We start from the raw sequence: 22,017 nt of genomic DNA, 5'->3' as shown, positions 1-22,017 counted from the left end.
TACAGTTCTCATCAAACCCTTATAACTCTGTAGGGATTCTACATTTTCAAATAAACTTCCTGCTAATCTCACTCCACAAACTCGTCCCGATTCTGTAATTAAAATGACTCACATTTTTTCACTTTACACGTAGACTAACGAACAAAAAAGAAGAGGCCGTTCCAAACAGCCTCTTCCCTTACATTTATTTCGGAAGCTCAACCCGAACAGTCGTCCCTTCCCCTTTCTTGCTATATACCGAAACGGTTCCTTGATGCAGTTCAACGATTTTCTGTACGATCGATAATCCTAATCCGCTACCTTCCACGTTTCTTGCCCTTGCCGTATCTACTTTGTAAAAACGATCAAAAATACGTTCCATTTCTTCCTTTTCCATGCCGATTCCATTATCGGATATAGAGATCATAACGCTAGACTCTAATTCTTCCACGAAAAATTCAATCGTCCCAGCATCGTTTGAAAACTTAATACTATTCATAAAAATATTACTCCATACTTGATGAAGTAAGTTTTCATCACCTTGTATTGTAATGTCTGGCACATCAAACTCAACAGCTATATCTTTTTCACGCCATTTCCATTCGAGCATAAAAATGACGTCTTTAATTTGCTTTTGTAAATTGAATTCTTTTATCTGCAATACTTTCTCTTCTTTATCTAAAGAAGCTAGCGTAAGTAACTGTTTACATAAACTAGACATTCGCTTACTTTCGCCCTCAATAATTCGTAAATAATAATTTCTTTCTTCTTCACTCATCTTTTCTGTTTGCAATGTTTTCGAAAAACCTTGTATGGAAGAAAGCGGCGATTGAAATTCATGCGAGACATTCGAAACGAATTCTTGTCTCATTTCATCCAATTCTTTTATACTTTTCGTCATCTTCTGGAAGCTCGTAGCTAACGTACCAATTTCATCTTTTCGTTTTACGTCTAATTCGATATCATATTTACCACTTGCAATTTTTTGCGTAGCCCTCGTAAATGTACGAATGGGGCGAACGATATAACCTGCTGCAATTGCTATAAAAATGATACTTAATAGCACGATAAACACAAGTAATACCGCTAAGAAAATTCGCATCTCGCCAAATTGGTTCTGAATGTCAGGACGAATAAATAAAGCGTACTGTTTATCACCATGTTGCACTGGTACACCGACGCTATTAATTAACTCATTATCGAAGAAACCTGTAATAAATAGGCGGGTCGGATATGTGGAAACGCCATTAAACGTTTCGCCATGCAATACTTTCTGAACAGTATCATCACTTATTGTCGTCTTACGAAACGCATTGCCGATACGCCTTCCATTCTTTTGGTCATCGACAATATAAATTTCATATCCTAATTTCGCAATAGACTGTAAGTATGCCTCTTTATTCTCTTCACTTTGCTTTTCATATAATGATTTTACTTCCTCGGCATACGTTAAAATCTTTTCACTATTATAAGGTTTTAACTTCACTTGATAATATACATTTGTTAATAAAAAGCCAATTATACTACTAAGTAGCATAATACCAACCGTCATAAAAACAAATCTAGAATATAATGATTTCATCTTATTTCAACTCCAACTTATAACCGAGTCCGCGCACCGTTGTAATTTGAAAATCATCTGTTCGCTTTGAGAAACGATCTCTCAGTCTTTTCACATGAACGTCAACTGTTCGTTCATCCCCTTCAAAATCCATTCCCCATACTAGTTCAATTAATTCTTCTCTTGAAAATGTTCTTCCAGGATAACTAGCAAGTTGTGATAATAACTCAAATTCCTTTAAAGGAAGCAAAATTGTTTGACCGTTACACTTTACCTCGACACCTTTACGATCAATTGTCGTTCCGTGGAGTGTAATAATGTCAGCACTCAGCATTTGATAACGGCGCAATAATGCTTTCATACGGAAAATCACTTCAGCTGGTTCAAATGGTTTTACAATATAATCGTCCGTACCAGAAATGAATCCTTTTTCTTTATCGACTAACTGATCTTTTGCAGTTAATAAAATAACCGGTATATCATGATACTTTCTGATTTCTTCACATAACGTATAGCCATCCACATACGGCATCATAATGTCCACTATCGCAAGATGAATATTTTCCTTCTCTAACACGCCTTGCGCTATCTTTCCATCTTCCGCTTCAAAAACTTTAAATCCCTCTTTTTGTAAATGGTAATGTAATAACTCTCTAATATGCTTATCATCATCAGCTAATAAAATATGTATCATCTTCATTAAACCCTCTCTCGTTCGTCCTTCTACATTCTTACATTAAGAAACAATTGGTTTTTTTGCAAGAAAAAGAAAAACAATATGGTATGAAACAGTTGTTTCTTATAAAAGTTGAACCAATTGGACTTTTACCGGCAGCCCGTCCCTCACCTAACTTCTTTGCTTTCGCTGCATTTTGAGGTGGAGTCTTACTGCCCGGCAAATAGCGGGATAATTAAAAAGAATCTATTTTGAAAAAAGATTATTCAAAATAGATTCTCACATTTTAGTATTAAGATTATTTTAACAAAAAAACAAGTTCTAACTATTATTAAGCCTTAGAAATATCAACAAATCCTTCACCAAACACATCACGAACATCGTGTATAGCGATGAAAGCAGCCGGATCCGTAGTTTGAACGATCCGCTTTAACTTCACTACTTCTTGCTTATTAATAACAATATAAAGAATTTCCTTCGGCGTTTTCGTGTAATAGCCATGACCTGAGTACACTGTAACCCCTCTGCCCATTAAAGTAGTAACCTTCCCGGCAATTTTATTCGGGTTATCAGAAATAATCGTAATGGCCTTCTTCGGATTCAAACCTTCGATTACAAATTCCATTACTTTCGTTCCGACATAAAGCATAATAATTGTCAGCATTAGTTTTTCTGCACCAATGATGAAATAAGATGAGAACGCAACGATTAAATCGAAGAACAATAGACCGTAGCTAATGCTCCAACCTAAATATTTATGCGTCATCCTCGCTAAAATGGTAGTACCTGCAGTTGTTCCGCCAACTCGAATGATTAGCCCAATACCACATCCTATAAATATTCCTCCGAAAATGGCATTTACGAGCATTTCATCCGAAGTAATCGTCCATCCTTCTGTCAAATGAAGGAACAGCGAGTTCGTAACTACAGCAATGATTGTATAAATTGTTGTGATCTTATTCAAAAATTTGTATCCAACTATTAATAAAATCGCATTTAAAATTAAGTTGACTAAACCTGGTGACCATTCAAATAAATAGTACGTAATGATCGTGATACCTGTTACCCCGCCCTCACCGAACTCATTCGGGATAACAAATAAATTCACACCTAATGCAAAAAGGAATGCACCAATAATAATAAAAATAATGTCTGTCGTTCGTTTTTTCATATAGTACCTCACTTCTTATGTAAATATTTATTCTGCCATAAACTCTCACTATTATATCGTGGAATATTCAAATCGAACAGTAGTCTATTTTTATTTTAATTAAAATTCATTCTAAATCGGTATGGCATAAAAAAGTGCTGTAACTTTATTTATTATGTACTGCAAGTACAGTTTTGATTTCACATGCCATGCTTGCTTAACATTATAGATTATCCCATATTCAGCAATAAGGCGATGTTCTTGAATCTCAGCAGGTATATCGGTTCATGATGCAGAAACTAATGTCACATACAATGTTTTTCAACTATACAGTTTGTATAATCGTAGTCCATTACATTATGTAGGAGCGGAGTTAAAATGTTAATAAAACCAAAAAGATTACAAGCAGGAGATATTGTGGCGACAGTAAGTGCTTCGTGGGGAGGCGCAGGTGATGCTAAGCTACGATGGCGGTATGAGCAAGGAGTAAAAAGATTAGAAGAAGTTTTCGGTCTTACCGTTATCCCAATGCCGAATAGTTTAAAAGGTAGCGAATACCTTTATAACAACCCAGAGGCTCGTGCGGAAGATTTAATGACTGCATTTAAAGATACGCGCGTGAAAGCAATTATTACGAATATAGGTGGAGACGATAGCATCCGTTTGCTTCCTTATATAGATTTTAATGTGATACGTGAAAACCCGAAAATTTTTATGGGGTACTCTGACGATACCGTTTCACATTTATTTTGTCATAAAGCAGGTCTTTCCTCTTTATACGGTCCAGCAATTTTGACCGACTTTGCCGAAAATGTAGCAATGGATCCATATACGATTGAGATGGTAAATCGAACGCTCTTTTCCAATGAAACGATTGGCGAAATTCAACCAGCTCATGAATGGACGAGTGAGCGTTTGGAATGGATAGAAATAAATAAAAATACAAGGCGTACGATGCAGCAAAACAATGGATATGAGCTACTTCAAGGCTCTACCACTGTACAAGGGCGTTTAATTGGTGGATGTATAGAAGTACTCGAATTTGTAAAAGGAACGGAACTTTGGCCTGAGAAAAAACATTGGGAGAATAGTATCCTTTTCTTTGAAACATCTGAAGAACATCCAGAACCAAGTTATATAAAATATTGGTTGCGAAATTATGCAGCGCAAGGCATTCTGCAAAAAGCAAAGGGAATCATTTTTGGTAAACCAAAAGACGAACAATATTACGAAGAATATAAACATGAAATACTGAAAATTATGAAGGAATATAACTTAGAAGATTTGCCGATTCTTTATAATTTAAATTTTGGTCATACTGAACCGAAGTTTATTTTAACTTACGGCGCGATGGCAGAAATTGATTGTGAAAATAGATCTTTCTCTATTTTAGAAAGTGGCGTGGAGTGAAACTTTAAATAAGTAGAGCCATAAGTTTTATGTTGTCCTGATCCTACAGAAAGAATAGCGTATCTTTCATTTTAGGGAGCATTTTATTTTGTTAGCTTAATAACGATATAGCGGCACTCAAATAAATAAAAACACTCCTATGAGATATGACAGTGAATTGGGACTTTTTAAATGATATGGAGATTACTTATCTAATGATAAAGGGGGATTTACGTGTATGGAAGTAACATTTACAGTAAGTAAATGGGATGAAAAACTACTCGATGATACTAGAAAAGATTTCCCTATTAATATTGCCCATGTTGAATATGATATTGATGGTGAATTAAAAGGAAAAGCTTTTGTTGAATACTTATTATATTATTTAGACTCAAATATAAATGATGGTCACTTGGCTACTGCTAAAATTTCTGGATTTTTACACTTTGAAGGAATTTATAAGGGACAACAAGGGACATTTACAGCTATAGAGCAAGGAATATTTGATAAAGGAAATTTAGATTCCCCAGGAACAATTATCAAAGCCACCGGTAACTTAGAAAGTCTGAGAGGGTCCTATAATTATCAGTTTACAGGTCAAACCAGTAAACTAATTTTAGAGTTTGAATTTCAGCAAAATATCCTATAATTTAGTGGAAAGGACATTCCTTGTAATACTAGGAATGTCCTTTTTGTTAACGAGTTTATCCACCTATTCATTACTTTTCCTACTAACTAAAGAATAATCCCCGAAAAACTCCCCTTCATTACTTCCTTTTCTAGTTGATTTCTACATGTAAACGTCGTAATAATTTTCGTGCGATTTTTTTCATCTAGTTCAAATTGTTCAATGGTTACGTCACAACGAATTGTATCACCGCTAAAAACAGGACGTAAAAATTCAAAATCCATTTTGCGAGCTAGTACGTTATAATCACCACCAATTTTTGTAGGCAGCGTTGATGTTAAAAGTCCTTGTACAACAAATCTCCCCTGCTCATCTGGTGTAACATGATGAACGCCTTCATCCTTAGACACTTCTGTAAATAACGCAACATCCTCTTTCGTAAACGTTCGCTCAAAGGTGATTTTCTCCCCTACTTGCAATTTCATTGATACCCCTCCTCAAACACACTTTAAAAAAAGAAAAACCGAAATTAAACATCATTTCGGTTTTTCAAACTAAAGAAGTCTATATTTACTTTAAAGAATGAACAAACAACCCGCTACGCAGTTTCGGTTCGAACCACGTTGATTTTGGCGGCATAACTTCCCCAGCGTCTGCGATTGCTAATAAAGCTTCCATTGACGTTGGATATAATGCAAATGCAGCTTTATATTCACCGCTATTTACAAGACGCTCTAGTTCTTCTAATCCGCGGATTCCTCCGACAAAGTCAATGCGTGAATCAGAGCGCGGATCATGTATTTCAAGTACTTGGCTTAATAAATGATCTTGCAGAATAGATACATCCAAACCTCTCACAAGATCGTTCGCATCAAACGTTTCCTCTTTCACTGTGAGCTTATACCATTTCTCATTTATATACATGCCAAATGATTTTGGTTCATTTGGTTTATACGGAGAAACATTTGCTTCTTCTACATAAAAGTATTGCGCGATTTGCTTTAAAAATTGTTCTTCAGATAAGCCATTTAGGTCTTTTACAACTCGGTTATAGTCCCAAATGGATAATTCATCGTGAGGGAATAAAACGGATAAGAAGAAGTTAAACTCCTCTTCTCCTGTGTAATTCGGATATTGTTCTCTTCGCATAAGTCCAACTTTTGCAGCTGATGCGGAACGGTGATGTCCATCTGCAATGTACAAGTTCGGAATGTCTTCAAATGCGTTTACTAAAGTCGTAATTACTTCTTCGTCTGCAATCTTCCACGCAACATGCCTAACGCCGTCTTCTGCTGTAAATTTATAAATTGGTGTATGTTCTTCTTTCCAACTTGCAATTAAACGTTTCACTTCGTCTTTAGTACGGTACGTTAAAAAGATAGGACCCGTATTTGCGTCACACACATCAACGTGGCGAATACGATCTAGTTCTTTTTCATGACGCGTTCTCTCATGTTTTTTTATTGTGTCATCTTCATACTCGTCAATTGATGTACAAACGACAAGACCTGACTGCGTTCTTCCTTGCATCGTCAGCTCATAAATGTATAGCGCTGGCTCTTCATCTTGAATGAATACTTCTTCTCGTATAAATTGCTTTAAATTTTCACCCGCTTTTTCATATACGCGATCATCGTATGGTGAAAGTGCCGGATCTAAGTCGATTTCTGCTTTATCAACGTGTAAAAAAGAATACGGATTTCCTTTTACAACTTCTCTTGCTTCTTCACTATTTAATACGTCATACGGTAAAGCTGCAACTTGCAATGCTTTACCTTCTACTGGACGAATGGCCCGAAACGGTCGGATTTTTGCCAAATTCCTCTCTGCTACTAAAAATATAGACAAATGTATATTCTTAGAGTATTCCTGTTTCTATGTGTCCTGTTTCGCCAATCACTCGCTACTACAGTTTGCTGTAACACTCCACAGGCGTAAATTCCGATGTAACCCACCGTACATATATACAGTCTATTTACGTTAGTATTATATATTCTTTTGCTTGTAAAAGGTTGATCGCTGCATTCAAATCTCTATCCATTGTATTTCCACATTCACAGGTATATACTCGGTCAGATAGCTTTAAATCCAGTTTCTTTTGACCACAGCAAGAACATAACTTTGATGATGGATAGAATGTATCTACTTGACGTAATTCAATTCTGTATTCCTTACATTTAGTCAAGAGCCACATTTTAAACGCATAGAAACACTGCTTAGCAATTGTTTTAGCTAGATGTTTATTCTTCATCATACCTTTTACATTCAAATCTTCCACTGTAATAAACGTTGGCTTGGTTTTCACCACATCATTTACAATAGACTTTACATACTCTAGTCGAATATTGGCTAATCGAGCATACAATTTTTGCACTCTAAGAATATTTTTTTCTATATTCGCTCTTTTGTTAGTAACAGATTTTTCACCTCTCTTTTTTTCATTTTCAAATTTACGCGATAAAGAGCGTTGTTCACGTTTAAAGCGTTTTTCTATCTTTGTTACTTGTATTGTTTTGTTGATGTTTGCATGAACGATACCATCGCTACGTATAGCGAAATCCTTCACACCTAAATCAATACCCAAACCTGTTTGATTGAGTATTACCCTTGTTACTGATTCTTCCAATTCACAAAGTACAGATACAAAATATCTCCCTGCTTTTTTAAAGATTGTTCCACTTTTTACAATCCCATTTTTAGGAATATAACCATATTCTTTTACTCTCATCCAGCCAATCGTAGGGACTTTTACTCTATGTCTTTCTATTGTCCAATCCGTTTTGTTATTTTTAGGAAAATAGCACTTCACATCTTGATTCTTTTTTTTCTTGTAACGTGGAAATCCTGATAAGCCCTTAAAAAATCTCTTAAAGGCCTTATCTCCATTCATAATTGCCTGTTTTACCGCTTTACTAGATACCTCTTTAATCCATTGGCTACATTCTTTTGTATAGACATTGTTTAACCATTTAGAAAAGTCATATCCACTCAGAAACTTTCCCTCGGATTCATACATCTCTTTGTTTTTAGAAAGATACAGATTGTAAACATACCTACAGACCCCAATCGTTTGATTTATCTTGACTATTTGTTCATTTGTCGGTTTAATTTCGATCAAATAGGCTCTTTTCATAACCCTATATCCTCCGACATTTTACTTTTATAATTTCTAAATCCATACATCCTACAGCTATATACATGAATGATAGATATCCAATCTTGAAGAAGTTCTTCTTATGAAGATATTTTTTTCATTTACACAATCATTCGAACGGCTACAACACCTGTAATTTTGCTTATATTTTCCACAATATTCTCTTTAATTATATCATCAATTCCGTTATCGATATCAATCATTGTGTACGCCCAAGAATGTTTACTACGATTAATCATATCTGCAATATTAATATGATGTTCAGCTAAACATCCTGAAATTTGTCCTACCATGTTCGGTACATTTTGATGCATAATTGTAATTCGTTTCTTACCGATATACGGCAGTTCTACGTTTGGGTAGTTTACTGAATTACGAATATTTCCTGTCTCTAAATACTCACGTAATTGACGAGCTGCCATGACCGCACAATTTTCTTCCGATTCAGACGTAGATGCACCAAGGTGAGGTGTCGCTGTTACATTTTTCATCTTTATCACATTTTCATTTGGGAAGTCAGTTACGTAATGTGTAATAATATCTTCTTCTAACGCTTTTTGAAGAACCTTTTCATCTACAAGTTCTCCTCTTGAGAAATTGAATAGTCGCATTCCTTTTTTCATCGTCTCGATAGCGTGTTCACCAATAATCCCCTTCGTTTGGTTCGTAAGAGGAATATGCAGTGTAATATAATCACACGTTGCAAAAATTTCATCTAGGCTAAACGCTCTTTGTACATGTGTAGAAAGACGCCAAGCTGTTTCAACTGAAATGTAAGGATCGTATCCGACAACGTCCATTCCTAACGCTAACGCATCATTTGCCACTAAAGCACCGATTGCGCCAAGGCCGATAACACCTAGTCGTTTCCCAGCAATTTCTGATCCAACAAATTGTTTTTTCCCTGTTTCAACAAGCTGAGGTACTTCTTCACCCTCTAAATTTTTCGTCCAGCTTACGCCATTAATAATGTTACGTGAAGACATAATAAGACTCGCGATAATGAGTTCCTTTACTGCATTGGCATTTGCCCCTGGCGTGTTAAATACTACAATTCCCTTTTCTGTACATCGATCTACAGGAATATTATTTACACCAGCACCAGCTCTTGCAATTGCCTTTAAGTCTTTTGAAAAATCTTCTTGATGTAAAGAATAGCTGCGAAGTAAAATACCGTCTGGGTGGTCAATGCGATCCCCTACTTCATAACGCTCTCCGCCAAGGACTTGCAAACCTTTTTCCGCAATTTGATTTAACGTTTGAACACGAAACATATCCCCATCTCCCTATCTATTTTCAAGCTCAAATTCCTTCATATAATTTACTAATTGCTGTACGCCGTGTACTGGCATCGCATTATAAATGCTAGCGCGCATACCACCGACTGAGCGATGTCCTTTTAGTGTAACAAGACCACGTTCTTTCGCTTTTTGTAAAAACTGATTGTTAAGCTCTTCTGACGGTGTTGTAAACGGAATGTTCATAAGTGATCGATACATAGGATCAACTGGTGAAGTAAACAATTTAGATTCATCTAAAAAATGATAAAGAAGTGACGATTTCATTCTGTTTTGTTCTTCAATCGCAGATACCCCGCCTTGCTCTTTCAACCACTCTAGTACAAGTTTTGTTACGTAAATACTAAAGGATGGCGGTGTATTATATAAGGAGTTATTTTTGCTGTAAGTTTCATAGTTTAACATTGTCGGACAAGAGCCATCTGCCCCGCCAATTAAATCTTTTTTTATAATCGCAATCGTTAAACCAGCTGGTCCTAAATTCTTTTGCGCTCCCGCATATATAAGACCAAACTTCGAAACATCATATCGTTCTGATAAAATATTGGAGGACATATCCGCAACAAGCGGCACTCTTTCTAAATGCGGTATTTCCACATATTTTGTCCCCTCAATCGTATTGTTCGTTGTAATATGTACATAATCTAGTTTTTCATCATGCTGTAAATCATCCATTTTAGGAATCGTAGTAAACTTCTCTTGTTCAGAAGAAGCAAGCACTTGTACTTCTCCTACTTTTTCTGCTTCTTGCAGTGCTTTTTTAGACCATGAGCCAGTCAGTACGTACCCAGCTTTTTTGTACGTACTCATTAAGTTTAACGGTACCATAGAAAATTGTAATGAAGCACCGCCTTGTAAAAACAATACTTCATACTCATCAGGAATGTTCATTAATTCACGAAGCAAGCTGCTCGCTTCATCAATAATACTTTGAAAATAAGAAGATCGATGACTCATTTCCATAATAGACATGCCTGTCCCGTTATAATTTACAAGCTCCTTTTGCACTTTCTCTAAAACTGGCAAAGGGAGTATTGATGGTCCTGCAGAAAAATTATACACTCTCTCCATCACCCGGATGACCTCCCTATTTCTCATTTTTATGAATTTTTAAACTTTCTGAATTATACCCCACAATACGAGACACGGTCAATTTCTTTTCTATTATTACGGCGTAAGACGCAATGGAATCGCTTGCACATGCAAACACTTTTTTCATAAACATACAAAAAAGTGTTAAGTACATAATCGTACTTAACACTCTAGTAATAAAAGTATAATAGCTACTTACTCGTAAAAAACCGATCAAAAATTTGATAAATAGCAGAAAGACCAAAGAGCCAATAAATGGTGTCCACAAGCGCCGGCATAGAACCAAACCATTTCTCAACTACATTGTAATCTAACGCGACAAACAACCAATTCAAACCGCCAAGAATCACCAAAATTACTGTAAGGTAAGACAAAAATTTCATTGTGATTGCCCCCTAGGTGATAAGATGGTGAAAGGCCTTTCACTAAAAATATATGTACTATACTTCAAAACTTGCCTATTTTCAAAAATTTATTTTCGGTACCAACCGTTAATAACTGCCTCTGCTTCTTTGCTATGGATTTGATACGCATGCGTACTATTATTAGAGCCAATAAACCAAATGGAAAAACCTTTAAAATACGGCATCGGTTCTAATACATCTCGGTAAGCACGCCATCCATTTAATTGTACATCTTTTGAAAACACATTTGAAACATCTGGATTCCACGGATTTTGCAAGCCAAATTCACGCGCTGGAACGTTAAATCCACCAAAATAAACTGGCTTCCCAGTTGCTTTATGTAATTGTTCCAATTGCTGCACAACATTTTGTCCACGATTATATACTGTCGTCGCAAATAAACTTTGCTTCACTTCTTCGTACGACGGATTTTTATTTCCTGACACTTCAAACCAACTATCGATACTAACAATGTCTACCTTCTTTAAATACGGGCGGTTTATTTTCTCTACAAACTTCGCTTCATAAGAAGGATCAAAGCTTGCCGTTAACCACCAATTCATTTGATACAAAACATTTCCTTTATACTGCTTACGGACGAAGTCAATCGTATCGCTCCAATATCCTTCCGCATATTCCATATTAACGAAATTAGAAGCGATCTTTAATCCATACACATTGTATTTACTAGTAATGGAATTAAAAATATCCTGCAGTACAACCGTTTTCCAATTCCAGAAGAAATCATTCATATTACTCGGATTCCATTCCGTCTCTCCTACATTTCCTTGTTGAATAAATGGGAACGGCTCCACTATAACTTGAATATTACGCTTTAATAATTCTTGAATTAAAATAATAGCCTGTTTCTTTTGCGCCTGATTAATTACCATATTAGTAGAAGTTACATTCGGAATATCAACTTGGATCGGTACATTCACTGTGTTTAAGTTCAAGCGCTCCACATCTTCTAACACTTTCGCTACATTTCCAACTTCCCATACCGTTACGTTTCCTGCTTTTATTTTTCCAGACTGAACAGTATTTACATCTGCCTGTACATTTCCTTGAAAACAAAAAGAAAACAGCATAATACACACTCCTATAAAACTTAATACACTCTTATTTTTCTTCACAACTTCCCTCCTATAAATTTTGGCATACTTGCTTATTCTATACAACGTTTCACATATATTCCATAAAAAAATTAATGAATTCTCCTCAAAAAAAATGAGTATTCATCCCTTATTCATACTAACCTCCTAAAAATAGTAAGGTAAATAAAAAAAAGAGCGTATTTCCGCTCCTTTTATTCCTGTTACAATTGAAATTATTGAATTCCCTCTGGTAACTTAATTGAATCAAATTTTTCATATGAATCAATTTTTATACTCACAACTGCATCCATCTTTTCTTTGTCCGCGCTAGATTTCTTATCTGCATTACGTTCACTCACTTTTACAGTTGTGCGCATCTCTTCAAATTTATAATCTTTTGTTATTATATATTCAACATTAAACGCATCCATTTCTTCATAATGATCCTCTCCCATTCCCTATAAAAAACCATTACACTTCATGTATAGTAAATCAAATGAATCAACATAAAAATAGATACAATACTTTATTTAACCTCTAAACTAAACCAGTTATTCAATCCATATGCTAACGTAACTAACGCTCCTATCACACCAAAAACAACAATATTTATGCCCATTGAAGACCCGAATAAAACAGCCATCATTGACACAATCATGAGTAGTATGGCAATACCATTAATCTTAATTTCCACTACATCGCCATCCTTTACTTTCTTTTCTTTACTCCCAAAAAAGAATTGTTTCACTTTTATATTTGCTTCATCTAACTCAAAAGGAAGCGTATATTCTTCATTATTTTCAAGTTTCATTACTACTTCATTATCTACCTTTACAGCAACTCTTGCTGCTCCGCCCATCATTCCTGTTGCCCTTATTACTTTAATACTCATATAGAATCCCCCTATTAGATTTCACTGCAACTATTAAGAAATTTCCCTTGTTGCGTACTAATCCATTCCCATTTTAATAAAGTGAAACTTTAATCAGTGGAGGTTTTGTCCATCCCTCACTGATTATTAGCCCACAAATAGCGGGCTAAACATAATATTCCAAAAAGTATTATAACAAGCTCTTTTGTATTTTCTTGTCAAAACTTGTCACATCTCTATAAAAAAGACTCTTACAATAGTAAGAGTCTCTCATAAAGTGAAACTTTCATTAGTGACAGGATTCAAGCCATCCGCTAATAAAGCATAGTTTCATTTTGGTTGTAAAGTTAACACTTTCCCCTCTATTCCATCCGTATTCAATGTAGTCGTATGATACGTGCCATTTACCCAATCATCTATTTGATCATGATACCAATCACTTCTAAAATGTCCTGACTGGCCTGGCCCTACGATATGGTAACCGTTTGACATATCTTTCGTATCAATAACAAACCTCCAAGACGCCCCGTGATTTACAATACCGTTATCATCATAATTTGCTGCTTGAACGGTAACTTGGCTTCCGCCAATTGGAACTGGTTTCTCACGATTAAATGCAAGGAATGCTAACATACTAGATGATTTTGAGATTGGATGTGTAAAAGCAAGTTGATGGTAATCGCCCCACTTCCACTCCGTAACATTCGGTCCATATTCCTTTTGTAATTTCTTCATTACATTCTCGTACGATGTATGCACAACTTTCGTGAAACCTCCATACTTCGTAAACCAAGCGCTATTTTCTCCCGCTACTTGTTTTCGAATCAATTCATCAACAACTTGTGACTTTCCTTCAAATAACTCCATCACATCTTTCGGTATTTCTTTTGAAAAGAGCGTATTTGAAATCTCTTTCATTAATAAATGAAAAATTAACGGTGCCGCTTCATCTTTACTATCGTAAAAATTCCACTTTGTTAATTGTTTTACGCCTTCTTTCTCAACTTCATTTAAATCTGCTTTATTTAACTCTTTTAAAAATATAGGAGTAAACTCTTTCCCATATAAATTTTTTTGATCCATCTGTAACTTCTGTAAATCTTTTACCGTATACTTATCCTTCTCTTGCAAAAACTCCTGAATACGCATTTGTCTATATGGCTGCGCCCACGTATTACTAATATGATACGGATAATTATCATCAACAATTTTATTATTTGCAGTTGAAATAAATCCTTCTTTCGGATTGATTACTTTTGGCAATTGATCAAACGGGATATATCCTTCCCATTCATATTCATCTGTCCACCCTGGCACTGGCAGACTACCATCTCCTTTTTTACGCACTGGTATATTTCCATTCGCTTTATATGCAATCGTGCCATCATTTGATGCAAATACAAAGTTTTGAGTCGGTGTATGAAAATCTTGAAGAGCCGTTTCAAACTCATTCCAATCTTTCGCTTTATTCATATTTAATACAGCCTTTAACTCAGCTGACGGTTCCAAAGCAGTCCACTTTAAAGCAAATACAGTTTTCGTTTTCTCTTTCCCTTTATCCGCAAACTCTGAAATGACTGGACCGTGCCTCGTAACCGTGACGTTATAAGGAATTGTTTTCCCGCCTTTTACTTTAATAGATTCATCAACAACTGTAGCCTTTTCCCATTTATCGTTATACAAAAATTCATTTTCATTTTTAGGGTTTCGCTTCTCAATATATAAATCTTGCACATCAGGACCAGTATTCGTAACACCCCATGCTATTTTGTCGTTGTGTCCTAATATAACACCTGGTACGCCAGCGAAAATAACACCACTTACATGTAAGTCTTTCATTTCTAGTTTCGTTTGATACCAAATGGAAGGTGTCGCAAGAGAAAGATGGGGATCATCCGCTAAAATCGGCTTACCTGACGCACTCTTCTCACCACTCAAAACCCAGTTATTACTACCGTTAAACTCAGGTGGAATAATTGTTTTTGAAAAACTTTGTGCTACATTCACATTTGTATTTTGCAGTTCCGCTAGCAATCTCGGAGCATCTTTCGGATATGTTGGAAATAGCTCATTTGCTTGCTCTTTCGGGAGGTTTTTCAGCGCCCAATATCGAAACGCCTGTCCGTGCCAATGCCCACCTAAATCAAACGCCATATACTTTCCAATCGTTAACGTATCAACAATTGACCATTCAGTAGGTTCATAGCCTAATAGAGTAAACTCAACTGGCAATTTCTTGTCTGCTTTCGCCTCACGTATAAAAGCGTTCACTCCATCAGCAAATGACTGCAGGGCAAATTTCGCTTCCCCGTCATATTGACTAATAGACGCTTCTGCTGCTCGCCGTAAACCGAGCGTTCGAAACAACTTATCTCGATCAACAGCCGCTTCCCCTACAACTTCACTCAACATCCCGGAAGCTTGCCTTCTACTTAAATCCATTTGAAACAAACGATCTTGCGCTTGTACATATCCTTGTGAAAAATATAAATCATGTGCATTTTCTGCTTTAATATGAGGTACCCCTTTACTATCACGCTTCACCGTAACAGCATGTTGTAAATCCTCTAGCTTTATCGTTCCATCTATCTTTGGCACAGATCTAAGCGTATATATGTTCAAAAAAATCGCTGTACAGATAACGAATAAAAGAACGATACTACTAGACCAAAGAAAAATTCTCTTACCCCTCGTTCGTTTCTTTTTTATGACGACTTCCATACAATCCCTCCTTTCTCAAACTATTCGCTTCTATCGTAAAAGAACCTTTTAGAAAAGAAAAAACCTTACTTTCTCATGTTATGGATCATACAAACTAAATACTTCTCTCTTACGCACTGCTTCCTTTTCTTTACTGAAGTTTACTCGCCCTTTTTCACACCAATTCCTCAAAATCCCCTTCACATAAGCGAGCGTTCGCTTATTATGTTCAAACGCAACTTTAAGTGCCTCTAGTACTGTACTTCCTGAAAGTCTTTGTATCCACCCTTTCAATTCCTTCACAATATATGGAGATAAACTACTAATGTTTTGTTCGTAAAATTTGTAAACTTCACTATGCGAAGTAGCCTCTTCTACCGTTTCTATCTTTTCCACATCTTCTGTTTCTTCAATAACTGCTTCCGAACTACTATTATCCACCTCTTTCGGCATACCAAAATGCTGTAGTAATAATGGAATCTTCCATTCTTCTTCAAGACATTTACGTAAAAACATATGTATGAACTCTTTACTCTTCACAGCCTTTAACTCACGTAATACGCACTTTTCTACATTTGTATTTAAAATAGGGTTATAGTGTAGCCAATTTATTATGTATAACTCTTTCGTTTCCGTATCATATAAAATCTTCCCGTATTCAACAAAGCGGTTCAACAACTTCTCAACAGTTTCCATACTGTAACCTGTTTCAAGCTCTGCCAAACGCTTCGGTAATATGTAAATTCCACATTGCTTCGTTTTCGTACCAGTTAACAAATATATGTAAAAATAACGCTCCTCTGGTGTTAAATCTAAAATAAATTCATCTTGCCAAAAGTTCACCCGCACATTACGGTACACCGCCATACATTTCCCTCCTCCCTTCATTCGTAAAAAGATACAAGTCAATCCTTCAATTTAAATATAGGAATGTGGGGTTAGTTTTTGGCGTTTGAATTCAAATTTTTTTACAACTACTACTACGACGTTTTTTCGCGCTTTTTGTTCTTGTAGTTGTTTTTGTTTTGTTTTTGTTTAGTGATTTATTACTTGGTAGGTGCTTATAAGGGGCTTGGAAGGGGCTTGGAAATACAAAAATTCAATCTACATACACATTCCTACTACACTCTACTTACATTTTGCAAAAATATAATTTCTAGAGTTATTAATCCTCCAAAAAAACCTTTGAAATATTGCTATAATACAAATGTAAAGGGGGATATATTTTACTCGCTAATATTGATACATTAAGTAAAGAAGAACAAAAAGTAATGAAGAAACTAATTAGTAAGTTAAAATCTTTTGCTCATGCACCACTAAATAAAAATCACTGCTTACGTATGAAACCATTTACTGAATTTGAAGGGCTTGAAAACATAGTAAAAATATTAAAACAAACAGTACGAGTTTATTAGATAATATGTTAAAGGAGATGAACTAATTGTTAAATACGATTGTTTATGATAAAGCGAAGTACCATTTTGAAGGTGATTTTCCTGAGGACTTACCAATCGATCAAGCTTTTGTACATACTGGCATGTTTTTAGGATGGATAATTGAACATGATTTATTTAGTCAAGAATTTGAAGAAGAGTCTCAAGACGAAATTAACCAGTTTAAACTTAGACAAATGACTGGTACACAAATTTATATGAATTGGGATGGCGTTTTAGCAGACGACATGTTAAATGATGAGGGCAATCAATTCGCAATGTACTACTTTAACCATGACGAGGAGTGGAAGTATATAAATGATTACAGTGATGTTTTTACAGATGAAGGCGAAACTCTCTACCATGTGCAAGATACTTGGGAAAACTATTTCAAATTAAAAGAAGTTATTGATTATAGCTATAATTTTTGGAAAGACAACTTACAAAATAAATAATTATAACAAGTCGATTCCTTATGTTAATAAGGAATCGACTTGTTAATACAGAATTTAATTTCAATTTGTTGATTAGCATCGATATACATCTTTTCACTTAGTACGAATTCAAGCGTTCTTTTCAATACGATCCCCCCTTTTATTAGCCACTAACAACTTGTATATTTTTTTATTCTTCCTTACCCTACTGTAATTGTCTCACAACTATAGATAGCTTGTAGCAGTTACAAAATCAAAGCCTTCAAAATTACTAACGGCATTGTCATACTGAAAATTATAAAAACCATTTCTTATTTCCTTTCAGTCAAATAGGATTATTCGGAAATTCATTGTCATACTTATTAATTAGCTCTTTTTCCAATTAAATTCCCCCTATGTGATTTTTACTGCCCAATTTTTCTATATTATACCATTCTCCAGATTATCTCTGGCTTCATTTTATTCAACAATCAGACCAAGTCTCGATGAACTTTAGAAAGTAGACATACCTCCAGAATACAATTAGTATTAACATTGAGAAGTATACAAGACTTAAAAAGGTTTTTATATTAAGGAAGGAAGTGCACAGCTATGGACTTTAAAACAGTTATGCAAGAGCTTGAAGCCCTCAGTAAGGAACGAACGAAAAAAATATACATATCTAACGGTGCACACGAACCAGTTTTTGGCGTAGCTACAGGCGCTATGAAACCAATCGCTAAGAAAATAAAATTAAATCAAGAGTTAGCCGAGGAGCTGTATGCCACAGGAAACTACGATGCTATGTACTTTGCAGGTATTATCGCAGATCCAAAAGCTATGAGTGAGTCTGATTTTGATCGCTGGATAGACGGAGCATATTTTTATATGCTATCCGATTATGTGGTGGCAGTAACTTTATCAGAGTCAAATATTGCACAAGACGTTGCTGATAAATGGATTACAAGTGGGGACGAGCTGAGAATGTCAGCGGGATGGAGTTGCTACTGCTGGCTTTTAGGAAATCGTAAAGACAATGAGTTTTCCGAAAGCAAAATTTCCGATATGCTTGAAATGGTGAAAAATACAATTCATGATTCACCAGAACGAACAAAATCCGCTATGAATAACTTCCTAAACACTGTAGCAATTTCATATGTACCACTACACGAAAAAGCAGTCGAGACTGCAAAAGAAGTTGGTATAGTTGAAGTGAAACGTGATAAGAAAAAAAGCAGCCTTCTAAATGCTTCCGAAAGTATTCAGAAAGAACTTGATAGAGGAAGACTTGGTTTTAAGCGTAAATATGTAAGGTGTTAAAAAAGATTCGTATTAGGGTGTCAATCCGATAAAGATTGATACCTTTTTTTATCTTCAAAATATTCACTGTCCCGATTGATCTTTATCATAAATCCCATCAGTGAATCAGCTATTTTATTTTCAAAGTAATATACAGGCGTTTGTTGAGACGTATTTAAATTAAAAAGTAATATCCTGATACCCTACTTCAACTACCTTTTCATTTAATAAACGAACTCCTACACCATTTTCTATATCCCACGTACACTTAAATGTAATTCCAATTTCTCTTCCCCCCATAATATCTGCATACGGAACAACAATACCATCTAAACTAATCATCTCTAGTATTTGATCAGTTGTTTCAATTAATGAATAATTTTCATGCACTCCAATATCATATCCTAATTCACATCGCCTTTGTTTGTAATAGTCTAATATAGACTGTAATAAACTTATTTGTACCTCTTCCCAATTTTTCATTAATGATTGATACGCTACATACTGCCCTTCATCAAACATCCCATCTTCTTCACCATCTATCATCAAATCAATCTCAGTTTCATTTCCTAGAAAAGTTATAGGCATACACTTAGCCCAAGCATAATTATATTCAAGCTCTCCAAAAACTGAATCGTTCATTGTCATTTATCCGTCATTCCTCTCGCACTCATTACTAAGACGTCCCTGTTTATTATTCATTTCTGTTAACACCTAACATTTAAAATAGTCTTTCAAAAACAGATAAAATGTTGGCCAACTCTCCTTTAATTTTCCACTTAAAAGTAATTCATCTCCACCTTCAAAATTTACTGAGTAAACTTGATCGGTTACACTATCAAGTACCAATGCAGCATTTGCTGTCATTTCTGTTAAAACTAAATACTTATTAGGAAATCTATGTTCCTTTCGAGCAATAATTGTGTAGTATTCAATATTATTCTCTTCATCTATAATATCAAGTAATTCATAAGGAACGTGCTCTTCCCAAAAAGGTCCTGCAAATCGGTAATAAAACTCTCTAAATGTATCAGATACTTCTACACCTAATCTATTTATTACTTCATTCACCTGCTCTTTATCTGCCCGTTTATATATGTCTTCTTCCAAAACTTCTTCTAAACAATTCGGCAAAGCATGCATTTGTATCCCTCCTTTATAAGGTTTATCCATGTGTTTGTGAAATAAATTAGCAACTCCGTACAACCTACCTGTATGGCATAGAACCAATAAATGTAACCTCTAAACCATCAAACATATCTTCTCTTTTCGCTTCATTATATTTAAAATCATAAAGAACAATAGCAAAGTTAATATCGTTCGCTAAATTATCTCCATTTATTAGTTTTTTTATTATAGGAATAATTCGTTCACTATAAGAAAAATCACTTAAAATATGTCCAACGTCCCTTTTACTATTCTCATAAAAACAAACTTCAATATTATCTTCATCATAATAACCGAATTCAAAGCTCGTCCCAAACTTTGAATGAACTGAATCACCATCTATCGTGTAATCTATATCGACATACTCCTCAAGATTTTGGAGTGATTTAGAAATTCCAAACCAAACTGAAACCATTCCACTATATTCCACTTTTCCACTCCCACCTAGCCGGTCTATAATTCATATAAACATTATTTTTGTAGCCTCAAACTGGAAATCAACTCATTTAAACTATTCGAAACCTCTATAAACAACCCACGTTCGAAATCCTCCAATTCGACTTTTCCACTTACATTATTTAAAACAACTAGTGAACCATTTCCTTCTACTCCTATAGGAATCTTATCTAGCTTACGATGATTTTTTTCATATCCTTCTAACTTCTCTTCAAAAGAATCCAATTCTATATTTGGTAATACAGCCTCTAAACTAATATAATGGTCACCGAAAAACCCATCCAAATCAGCAAACCAATATGAGTTAAAATAGTGATAAACTGAATCATGAAACTTAATTGCAAATTGCTCCTCAAGTAGGATTAAATCAGTTTCAATATATTTCTCAACCGGTTTCCATGAAATTTCATCTTCCTCTATTTCACCTTGATATATAACAAAATCAACTTTTTCGTTATATGGTGTTTTAAATAAGAAATTCAAACCTCTATCAAAATATTCTTTTCTTAATTTAAAATATGTACTCATAGCATTCTTCACTATCACCATACTCCTCTTCCATGCACCATACATTTTCCTTTTCACTTTCAATTATTCATATAAGTTCTCAATTTCAATAAACCAAAAAGATCCCTTTTCCATACACTTATCATCAATTTTTTTCAACTCTTCCTTCAACCAACTTATTGTACACTCTGGTATATTATTATCGATAAAGGCATCCTCACCATTTATCTCTACTGCCTTATCGATCATTTTTGAATATACTAATAAACATTCTGCAAATTGATGTATAGAAGAATTCATAAACACTGCTTTATACTCATCACTACTATTTAGAAATACTACATTTTCTTGTTTTTCAATTATACAAATTGGATCTCCAGAACTAGTTGTTCCTAAAAACCAATATTTTCGAAACTCTTCTGGCATATGAAATACATTTGTAACAGACCTTACGAAAGACTGAGATGAAGTAAACTCTAAATATGGTGACGGTGTTTCTGGTAAGCCTCCTATGGACAAAAATCGTTTCACTTCATCTGAAAAGTTTTTGTCCATTAATTCTTTTTCATGAAATGTAATAAGTGGGCCATCTTTATTAACATCCCATTTCTCTCGAAAATCCTCTGGTAGTATCATTCTTTCACCTTCTTGACGTGTTTATATCTTTTAAGATTTAATTGGGCTATTAGTTGTTTTTTTATTTTTCCACATAAAAAATACCCTCTATTATTATCTACACTTAT

At 34.9% G+C, this 22,017-nt stretch carries 22 protein-coding genes and 2 pseudogenes; 4 read left to right on the top strand and 20 right to left on the bottom strand.

Translation table 11 applies throughout. From position 1 onward, the window contains the following. Positions 1-184 precede the first annotated feature (184 nt). From COE49_RS07850 to COE49_RS07840, 3 genes are all read right to left on the bottom strand, one after another. On the bottom strand, positions 185-1,561 hold the full coding sequence (locus COE49_RS07850) for a sensor histidine kinase (RefSeq protein ID WP_098840862.1): 1,377 nt from the start codon (positions 1,559-1,561) through the stop codon (positions 185-187). 1 nt (position 1,562) lies between these two features. Then, positions 1,563-2,240, bottom strand: coding sequence for a response regulator transcription factor (locus COE49_RS07845; RefSeq protein WP_088229639.1), 678 nt, complete (start codon positions 2,238-2,240; stop codon positions 1,563-1,565). Positions 2,241-2,547: 307 nt separating this feature from the next. Further along, positions 2,548-3,387, bottom strand: a complete 840-nt coding sequence (locus tag COE49_RS07840; RefSeq protein ID WP_098945812.1) for a YitT family protein — start codon at positions 3,385-3,387, stop codon at positions 2,548-2,550. 357 nt (positions 3,388-3,744) lie between these two features. On the opposite strand from COE49_RS07840, the gene COE49_RS07835 reads away from it, so the two are divergent. Beyond that, positions 3,745-4,776, top strand: a complete 1,032-nt coding sequence (locus COE49_RS07835; protein WP_098252538.1) for a S66 family peptidase — start codon at positions 3,745-3,747, stop codon at positions 4,774-4,776. A 217-nt stretch (positions 4,777-4,993) separates the two neighbouring features. Continuing rightward, positions 4,994-5,404 (top strand): DUF3224 domain-containing protein, encoded by a 411-nt coding sequence (locus COE49_RS07830; protein ID WP_088229642.1) that lies wholly within the window; start codon positions 4,994-4,996, stop codon positions 5,402-5,404. An 86-nt stretch (positions 5,405-5,490) separates the two neighbouring features. Here COE49_RS07830 and COE49_RS07825 read toward each other — a convergent pair whose 3' ends face one another. The 11 genes and pseudogenes from COE49_RS07825 to COE49_RS07770 all read right to left on the bottom strand — a co-directional run bounded on the left by COE49_RS07825 (position 5,491) and on the right by COE49_RS07770 (position 16,866). Continuing rightward, positions 5,491-5,868 carry a hotdog family protein gene (locus COE49_RS07825; RefSeq protein ID WP_098252539.1) on the bottom strand — a complete coding sequence of 126 codons (378 nt, stop codon included), beginning with the start codon at positions 5,866-5,868 and terminating at the stop codon, positions 5,491-5,493. Positions 5,869-5,953: 85 nt separating this feature from the next. After that, positions 5,954-7,201 carry a DUF1015 domain-containing protein gene (locus COE49_RS07820; protein ID WP_088229644.1) on the bottom strand — a complete coding sequence of 416 codons (1,248 nt, stop codon included), beginning with the start codon at positions 7,199-7,201 and terminating at the stop codon, positions 5,954-5,956. 157 nt (positions 7,202-7,358) lie between these two features. Further along, positions 7,359-8,516 (bottom strand): RNA-guided endonuclease InsQ/TnpB family protein, encoded by a 1,158-nt coding sequence (locus tag COE49_RS07810; protein WP_098945811.1) that lies wholly within the window; start codon positions 8,514-8,516, stop codon positions 7,359-7,361. Positions 8,517-8,638: 122 nt separating this feature from the next. After that, positions 8,639-9,811: a 3-phosphoglycerate dehydrogenase family protein gene (locus tag COE49_RS07805; RefSeq protein WP_098840863.1), complete on the bottom strand. Its 1,173-nt coding sequence runs from the start codon at positions 9,809-9,811 to the stop codon at positions 8,639-8,641. 12 nt (positions 9,812-9,823) lie between these two features. Further along, positions 9,824-10,906, bottom strand: a complete 1,083-nt coding sequence (serC, locus tag COE49_RS07800; RefSeq protein WP_098252549.1) for a 3-phosphoserine/phosphohydroxythreonine transaminase — start codon at positions 10,904-10,906, stop codon at positions 9,824-9,826. Between the two features lie 212 nt (positions 10,907-11,118). After that, on the bottom strand, positions 11,119-11,310 hold the full coding sequence (locus COE49_RS07795) for a DUF378 domain-containing protein (protein ID WP_002084566.1): 192 nt from the start codon (positions 11,308-11,310) through the stop codon (positions 11,119-11,121). Between the two features lie 89 nt (positions 11,311-11,399). Beyond that, on the bottom strand, positions 11,400-12,467 hold the full coding sequence (locus tag COE49_RS07790) for a glycoside hydrolase family 113 (protein WP_098252541.1): 1,068 nt from the start codon (positions 12,465-12,467) through the stop codon (positions 11,400-11,402). Between the two features lie 194 nt (positions 12,468-12,661). Continuing rightward, positions 12,662-12,859, bottom strand: a pseudogene (locus COE49_RS07785) (hypothetical protein); the annotation flags it as partial. 95 nt (positions 12,860-12,954) lie between these two features. Further along, positions 12,955-13,320, bottom strand: coding sequence for a hypothetical protein (locus tag COE49_RS07780; RefSeq protein ID WP_088229648.1), 366 nt, complete (start codon positions 13,318-13,320; stop codon positions 12,955-12,957). A 309-nt stretch (positions 13,321-13,629) separates the two neighbouring features. Next, on the bottom strand, positions 13,630-16,020 hold the full coding sequence (locus COE49_RS07775; protein WP_098840864.1) for a penicillin acylase family protein: 2,391 nt from the start codon (positions 16,018-16,020) through the stop codon (positions 13,630-13,632). Between the two features lie 78 nt (positions 16,021-16,098). Further along, entirely contained in the window at positions 16,099-16,866 is a 768-nt protein-coding gene (locus tag COE49_RS07770; RefSeq protein ID WP_088229650.1) for a DnaD domain-containing protein, read from the bottom strand. A gap of 574 nt (positions 16,867-17,440) precedes the next feature. On the opposite strand from COE49_RS07770, the gene COE49_RS07760 reads away from it, so the two are divergent. Beyond that, a complete protein-coding gene (locus COE49_RS07760; RefSeq protein WP_098840865.1) occupies positions 17,441-17,887 on the top strand; it encodes a DUF7832 domain-containing protein in 447 nt (148 codons plus the stop codon). A gap of 204 nt (positions 17,888-18,091) precedes the next feature. Here the strand turns inward: COE49_RS07760 and COE49_RS28440 are convergent. Continuing rightward, a pseudogene (locus tag COE49_RS28440) lies at positions 18,092-18,166 on the bottom strand (immunity 22 family protein); the annotation flags it as partial. A gap of 291 nt (positions 18,167-18,457) precedes the next feature. Here COE49_RS28440 and COE49_RS07755 point away from each other — a divergent pair. Beyond that, positions 18,458-19,165, top strand: a complete 708-nt coding sequence (locus COE49_RS07755; protein WP_088229652.1) for a DNA alkylation repair protein — start codon at positions 18,458-18,460, stop codon at positions 19,163-19,165. Positions 19,166-19,324: 159 nt separating this feature from the next. On the opposite strand, the gene COE49_RS07750 is transcribed toward COE49_RS07755, so the two are convergent. The 5 genes from COE49_RS07750 to COE49_RS07730 all read right to left on the bottom strand — a co-directional run bounded on the left by COE49_RS07750 (position 19,325) and on the right by COE49_RS07730 (position 21,910). Further along, entirely contained in the window at positions 19,325-19,792 is a 468-nt protein-coding gene (locus tag COE49_RS07750; RefSeq protein WP_088229653.1) for a DUF6985 domain-containing protein, read from the bottom strand. A 66-nt stretch (positions 19,793-19,858) separates the two neighbouring features. Beyond that, positions 19,859-20,287, bottom strand: a complete 429-nt coding sequence (locus COE49_RS07745) for an SMI1/KNR4 family protein (protein WP_141524750.1) — start codon at positions 20,285-20,287, stop codon at positions 19,859-19,861. A gap of 64 nt (positions 20,288-20,351) precedes the next feature. Further along, complete coding sequence (locus tag COE49_RS07740; RefSeq protein WP_088229655.1) at positions 20,352-20,741, bottom strand: immunity 22 family protein; 390 nt, start codon at positions 20,739-20,741, stop codon at positions 20,352-20,354. A 41-nt stretch (positions 20,742-20,782) separates the two neighbouring features. After that, the gene (locus COE49_RS07735) at positions 20,783-21,295 is read right to left on the bottom strand and encodes a SecY-interacting protein Syd (protein ID WP_170933748.1); all 513 of its coding nucleotides are present in this window, start codon (positions 21,293-21,295) and stop codon (positions 20,783-20,785) included. Positions 21,296-21,358: 63 nt separating this feature from the next. Then, positions 21,359-21,910, bottom strand: a complete 552-nt coding sequence (locus tag COE49_RS07730; RefSeq protein WP_098945810.1) for an SUKH-4 family immunity protein — start codon at positions 21,908-21,910, stop codon at positions 21,359-21,361. Positions 21,911-22,017 lie beyond the last annotated feature (107 nt).

Origin of the sequence: Bacillus sp. AFS029637 (assembly GCF_002584985.1) — a bacterium.
GTDB lineage: Bacteria > Bacillota > Bacilli > Bacillales > Bacillaceae_G > Bacillus_A.
The sequence above is the reverse complement of the archived record's forward strand: the minus strand, read 5'-3'. Positions and strand labels throughout refer to the sequence as shown.